This is a genomic window from Streptomyces sp. YS-3 (assembly GCF_045257485.1).
In the GTDB taxonomy this organism is placed as follows: Bacteria; Actinomycetota; Actinomycetes; order Streptomycetales; family Streptomycetaceae; genus Streptomyces.
In genome coordinates, this window is sequence record NZ_JBJHPC010000444.1 from 1 (window position 1) to 5,995 (window position 5,995).

The window sequence follows — 5,995 nt, forward strand, 5'->3', positions numbered from 1 at the left end:
CCCCTGGGCCTTCCCCGCCCCCGGCCGCTCCACCCTGCCCAACGGGCTGACCGTGCTGCGCTGCGACCGTCCCGGCCAGCAGGTCGTGGCCGTCGAGATCTTCCTCGCCGCCCCGCTGGACGCCGAGCCGGCCGGTCTGGACGGCGTCGCCACGATCATGGCGCGCGCGTTCTCCGAGGGCACCGACAAGCGCTCCGCCGAGGAGTTCGCCGCCGACCTGGAGCGCTGCGGCGCCACCCTGGACGCGCACGCGGACCACCCGGGCGTCCGGGTCTCCCTGGAGGTGCCGGTCTCCCGGCTCCCCAAGGCGCTCGGGCTGCTCGCGGAGGCGCTGCGGGCCCCCGCGTTCGCCGACGCCGAGGTCGACCGCCTGGTGCGCAACCGCCTCGACGAGATCCCGCACGAGCTGGCCAACCCGGCGCGCCGCGCCGCCCAGCAGCTCTCCCGGGAGCTCTTCCCGGCCAGTGCGCGCATGTCCCGCCCGCGCCAGGGCACCGAGGAGACCGTGGCGCGGATCGACGCGGCGGCGGTACGGGCCTTCTACGAGGCGTACGTACGCCCCGCCGCGGCCACCGCGGTCGTCGTGGGCGATCTGGGCGCCACCGACCTGGACGCGGTCCTGGCGGACACCCTGGGCGCCTGGACGGGCACCCCGGCCGAGGAGCGTCCGATGCCCCCGGTCACCGCCGACGACACCGGCCGTGTGGTCATCGTGGACCGGCCGGGCGCCGTCCAGACGCAGCTGCTGATCGGCCGGATCGGTCCGGACCGCCACGACCGCGTCTGGCCCGCCCAGGTCCTCGGGACGTACTGCCTGGGCGGCACGCTCACCTCCCGCCTGGACCGCGTCCTGCGCGAGGAGAAGGGCTACACCTATGGAGTGCGCTCCTACGGTCAGGTGCTGCGCTCCAGCGCGGAGGGCACCGGCGCCGCCATGCTCGCCATCAGCGGCTCGGTGGACACGCCCAACACCGGCCCGGCCCTCGACGACCTGTGGACGGTGCTGCGCAAGCTTGCCGCCGAGGGGCTCAACGACGCCGAGCGCGAGACCGCCGTGCAGAACCTGGTGGGCGTGGCCCCGCTGAAGTACGAGACGGCTGCCGCCGTCGCCGGGACGCTGGCCGACCAGGTCGAGCAGCACCTCCCGGACGACTTCCAGGCGCAGTTGTACGCGCGCCTGGCCGACACCGGCACCGTGGAGGCCACGGCCGCGGTCGTCAGCGCCTTCCCGGTGGACCGTCTGGTGACGGTCCTCGTCGGGGACGCGGCGCAGATCGAGGAGCCCGTCAAGGCCCTCGGAATCGGTGAAGTCACCGTCGTGGCGGGCTGATTGAGCCGTCCGCCGAGAACGGGCGGACGGGCCGGGTGAGGACCCCGGTGGCCGAGTGGCCACCGGGGTCCCCCCTTATGCCCGATTTGTTGGGGAGGTTGCCTGTCTGTCATGTGGCGTGCGCAACAAAAAGTCGTGTCTGTTTGGTGATTGAAAGATCAGCCGTCTAGCGTCAGTCCGGCTGTCCGTCACCACCCGTCGCAGCCGCGGCACCGGACAGTCATCGCCGAGTCCCCAACTGGCGCGAGCCAGGGGAGCCGGGGACCCACTCAGTCCCTGGGGTGAATCGGACGCCTCCGTTCCGCGGAGGGGCCCGTAGGAGACCTTCCAGCTCCGAACCCGTCAGCTAACCCGGTAGGCGAGATGGAAGGAAAGGAACCGCCTCTCCATGGCGTTCACCCGTGCCACCGGGAAGCACCGTCGGCCCAGCGCCGTGTCGCGCAAGAGCGCGAACATAGCGGGCATCGCCACCCTCGCCACCGCCGGAGTCGTGGGCACCCTCGCCTCCCCGGCCATGGCCGCCGACAGCTCGGCGCCCGCCGCCGCCTCGGTCGAGGACACCGGCATCACCCAGGCCATCGTGATCGGTGACTCCCTCGCCGACCGGATCGACGCCCAGGCCGCCGCCCAGAAGCACGCCGCCGACAAGGCCCGCGCCGCCGCCGAGGCGAAGCGCAAGGCCGAGGCGAGGGCCAAGGAGGAGCGCGCGGCCAAGGAGCGCGCCGCCCGCGAGGCCGAGCGCAAGCGCCTCAACTCCTTCGTCGCCCCGATCGAGGGCAGTTACGTCTCCACCGGCTACAAGACCGGCGGCTCGATCTGGTCCTCCGGCAGCCACACCGGCATCGACTTCCACGCGGGCGAGGGCACCCCGGTGCACGCGGTCGGCCTGGGCACCGTCGTCGAGGCGGGCTGGGGCGGCGCCTACGGCAACAACATCGTGATCCGGATGAACGACGGCACGTACACGCAGTACGGCCACCTCTCCTCCATCGGGGTGTACGTCGGCCAGCGCGTCGAGCCGGGCCAGCAGATCGCCCTCTCCGGCAACACCGGCAACACCACCGGCCCGCACCTCCACTTCGAGGCCCGCACGGCCCCGACGTACGGCTCGGACATCGACCCGATCGCGTACCTGCGCTCGCACGGCGTCAACGTCTGACCCGGCCGTCCCCGCACCGAACCGCAAGCCCCCGCCGCGCCGCGCCGGGGGCTTCGGCATGCCGTCCGGCGCGCGTACCCCGCCTGTGGCCAAAAGATATGCATTGCATACGGCACGTCACCGGGAATTAACAGGCGCTGGAATAGAGTCGCCGAACAGGCGTCGATCGACCGCGTTTCGCGGGGATTAAGGCGGAGGTTCGGTCATGCGCATTCCCGCGCAATCGGTATGCACGGCAATCCGCGACGACATCGTCGCGGGACTCTTCGCGCGCGGCAGCCGGCTCACCGAGGAAGTGCTCGCACGGCGGTACGGGGTCTCCCGTGTCCCGGTCCGCGAGGCGCTGCGCACGCTGGAGTCCGAGGGGTTCGTCACCACGCGCCGGCACGCCGGGGCCTGTGTCGCCGAGCCGACCGAGCAGGAGGCGGCCGACCTGCTCGAACTGCGCGCCATGCTGGAGCCGCTGGCCGCCTCGCGGGCCGCCGCCCGGCGCACCGAGGCCCATCTGAAGGTGCTGCGCGGACTGGTCAGACTCGGCCAGGACCGGGTCCGGCGGGCCCAGGGCGAGGATCTGCGCTCCCTGGACATCTGGTTCCACGAGACGCTCGCCCAGGCCTCCGGCAGCCCCGGCCTCATCGCGCTGCTCACCCAGCTGCGGCACAAGATCGCCTGGATGTACGTGGTGGAGCGGCCAGCGCTGCCCGCCGAGTGCTGGGCGGAGCACGGGGCGATCGTGGACGCGCTGGCACGCGGCGACGCCGAGCGGGCCAGGTCGCTGGCCGCCCGCCACGCCGAGCGCGCGTTTTCCGCCTATCGGCTGCGGCATCCCGCGGACGTGAGGATCCCGCAACATGCCGTAAACACCGCGAGCGTCCGTGCTTAACAGGGTCGCCGTATACAAAGGAGTGATTCGGCGGGGCACTTTCGCGCTGCCCGAAATCACCCCCGAATGCGGGCGCGGGGGCGGCGGGTCCGCGTTGGCGGACGCATAAGCCGGCACGTACCCGGGGGAAAAGGAAAGGAGCCGCGGACCCGGAATTCGGGGTCCGCGGCTCCGATCGCGAAGTGCGGTGGCGCGAAGTGCGGTGACGCGGCGCTCCGGGGCCGTGGTCCGGCCGGCCGGGTGCGGTCAGCCGTCAGACGGTCTCGGGAAGCTCCTCAAGACCTTCCTCGACCAGCTTGGCCAGACGGTCCAGGGCCGCCTCGGCGCCCTCCGCCTCGGAGGCCAGCACGATCTCCTCGCCGCCCTGCGCGCCCAGGCCGAGCACCGCGAGCATGGAGGCGGCGTTGACCGGGTTGCCGTCGGCCTTGGCGATCGTCACGGGGACGCCGGAGGCCGTGGCGGCGCGGACGAAGAGGGAAGCGGGGCGGGCGTGCAGGCCCTCGGCCCAGCCGACATTGACGCGGCGCTCAGCCATGGTGATGCCCTTCGAGATCTCTCACGGTTGTCTAGACCAGTCTCTCATGTCGTGTGCGGTGCTCGTGCCGACGTCGGTGCCCGGGTCCGGCGGCCCCTCGGCCCTGGCCACCCTCTCCACCCTGCCCCCTACCTTGACCCGACCCAACCGGCCCCGCGACCCGTAGGCTGCCGGTATGCAGGCTCCGCAGGAGAAGACGCAGGACCCCGCGTACCCGGCCCACTGGGAGGCCGACGTCGTGCTGCGCGACGGGGGGACCGCGCGGATCAGGCCCATCACGACCGACGACGCGGAGCGGCTCGTCTCGTTCTACGAGCAGGTCTCGGACGAGTCCAAGTACTACCGCTTCTTCGCGCCCTACCCCCGGCTCTCGGCCAAGGACGTGCACCGCTTCACCCATCACGACTACGTGGACCGGGTGGGACTCGCGGCGACGGTGGGCGGCGAGTTCATCGCGACCGTCCGCTACGACCGGATCAACGCCCAGGGGCGGCCCGCCTCGGCGCCGGCCGACGAGGCCGAGGTGGCGTTCCTGGTCCAGGACGCCCACCAGGGGCGCGGCGTCGCCTCCGCGCTGCTCGAACACATCGCGGAGGTCGCCCGCGAGCGGGGGATCAGGCGGTTCGCGGCGGAGGTGCTGCCCGCCAACAACAAGATGATCAAAGTCTTCACGGACGCGGGCTACCAGCAGAAGCGTTCTTTCGAGGACGGCTCGGTCCATCTCACGCTCGATCTGGAGCCCACCGCCGAGTCACTGGCCGTACAGCGCGCGCGTGAGCAGCGCGCCGAGGCCCGCTCGGTGCAGCGGCTGCTCGCCCCCGGCTCGGTGGCCGTGATCGGCGCCGGCCGCGCACCGGGCGGAGTGGGACGCACGGTGCTGCGCAACCTCCTCGGCGCGGGCTTCACCGGACAGGTGTACGCGGTCAACCGGGCCCTGCCGGAAGGCGGTTCCGTGATCGACGGCGTCCGCGCGGTCCGCTCCCTCGGCGAGATCGGGGAGCCGGTCGACCTCGCGGTCGTCGCGGTCCCGGCCGAACGGGTGCCGGAGGCGGTCGCGGAGTGCGGCGAGCACGGGGTGCAGGGACTGGTCGTCCTGTCCGCCGGGTACGCCGAGAGCGGCGCCGCCGGACGCGAGCGCCAGCGCGAACTGCTGCGGCAGGTGCGGTCGTACGGGATGCGGCTGATCGGGCCGAACGCGTTCGGCGTCATCAACACCGCGCCCGGGACGCGCCTGAACGCCTCCCTCGCGCCCGAGCCGCCCCGGCGGGGCCGGATCGGCCTGTTCACCCAGTCGGGCGCGATCGGTATCGCGCTCCTGTCGGGACTGCACCGGCGGGGCGCGGGCCTGTCGGCGTTCATCTCGTCCGGCAACCGGGCGGACGTCTCGGGCAACGACATCCTTCAGTACTGGTACGAGGACGCGGACACGGACGTCGTCCTGCTGTACCTCGAATCCATCGGCAACCCGCGGAAGTTCACCCGGCTCGCGCGGCGGACGGCGGCGGTGAAGCCGGTGGTCGCGGTGAAGGGCGCCCGCCACAGCGGTTCCACCCCGCCCGGGCACGCGGTCCCGGTGACCCGGGTGCCGGACGCGGCGGTCTCGGCGCTGCTGCGCCAGGCGGGCGTGGTCCGGGTGGACACGGTGACCGAGCTGGTCGACGCGGGCGTGCTCCTCGCGGGCCAGCCGCTCCCGGCGGGGCCGCGCGTCGCCATCCTCGGCAACTCGGAGTCCCTCGGCCTCCTTACGTACGACGCCTGCCTCACGGAGGGCCTGCGCCCCCACCCCCCGGTCGACCTGACGACGGCGGCCACCCCCGAGGACTTCCGCGACGCGCTGGCCCGGGCCCTGGCGGACGAGTTCTGCGACGCCGTGGTGGTCACCGCGATCCCCTGGATGGGCGAGCCCGGCTACCCCGACGAGGCCCTGGCCACGGCCCTCCACCAGGCCACGACGACGGCCCCCACGAAGCCGGTGGCGGTGGTGCACGTGGAGCTGGGAGGCCTGGCGGAGGCCCTGGCAAGCGCGGCAAGCACGGCCCGCCGCACGCCGCCACCCCCGCGCGTCCAGCCAACAGCCCCGGTCCACAC

Annotated in this window: 5 protein-coding genes and 1 riboswitch; of the genes, 4 read left to right on the top strand and 1 reads right to left on the bottom strand. The window is 73.0% G+C overall.

Features of this window, described 5'->3' with window-relative positions:
• The 3 genes from ACJA3G_RS27660 to ACJA3G_RS27670 form a co-directional block, all read left to right on the top strand.
• A partial coding sequence (locus ACJA3G_RS27660) for a M16 family metallopeptidase (protein ID WP_406555760.1) occupies positions 1–1,330 on the top strand: 1,330 nt, incomplete at its 5' end.
• A 214-nt stretch (positions 1,331–1,544) separates the two neighbouring features.
• A riboswitch (cyclic di-AMP (ydaO/yuaA leader) is annotated at positions 1,545–1,706 on the top strand.
• Positions 1,707–1,718: 12 nt separating this feature from the next.
• On the top strand, positions 1,719–2,489 hold the full coding sequence (locus tag ACJA3G_RS27665; protein ID WP_406555761.1) for a M23 family metallopeptidase: 771 nt from the start codon (positions 1,719–1,721) through the stop codon (positions 2,487–2,489).
• A gap of 205 nt (positions 2,490–2,694) precedes the next feature.
• A complete protein-coding gene (locus tag ACJA3G_RS27670) occupies positions 2,695–3,372 on the top strand; it encodes a GntR family transcriptional regulator (RefSeq protein ID WP_406555762.1) in 678 nt (225 codons plus the stop codon).
• A gap of 253 nt (positions 3,373–3,625) precedes the next feature.
• On the opposite strand, the gene ACJA3G_RS27675 is transcribed toward ACJA3G_RS27670, so the two are convergent.
• Complete coding sequence (locus tag ACJA3G_RS27675; protein ID WP_358834300.1) at positions 3,626–3,907, bottom strand: HPr family phosphocarrier protein; 282 nt, start codon at positions 3,905–3,907, stop codon at positions 3,626–3,628.
• Positions 3,908–4,082: 175 nt separating this feature from the next.
• Between ACJA3G_RS27675 and ACJA3G_RS27680 the strand changes: the two genes are divergently transcribed.
• Positions 4,083–5,995: GNAT family N-acetyltransferase (locus ACJA3G_RS27680; RefSeq protein WP_406555763.1), on the top strand; the 1,913-nt coding region annotated here is incomplete at its 3' end.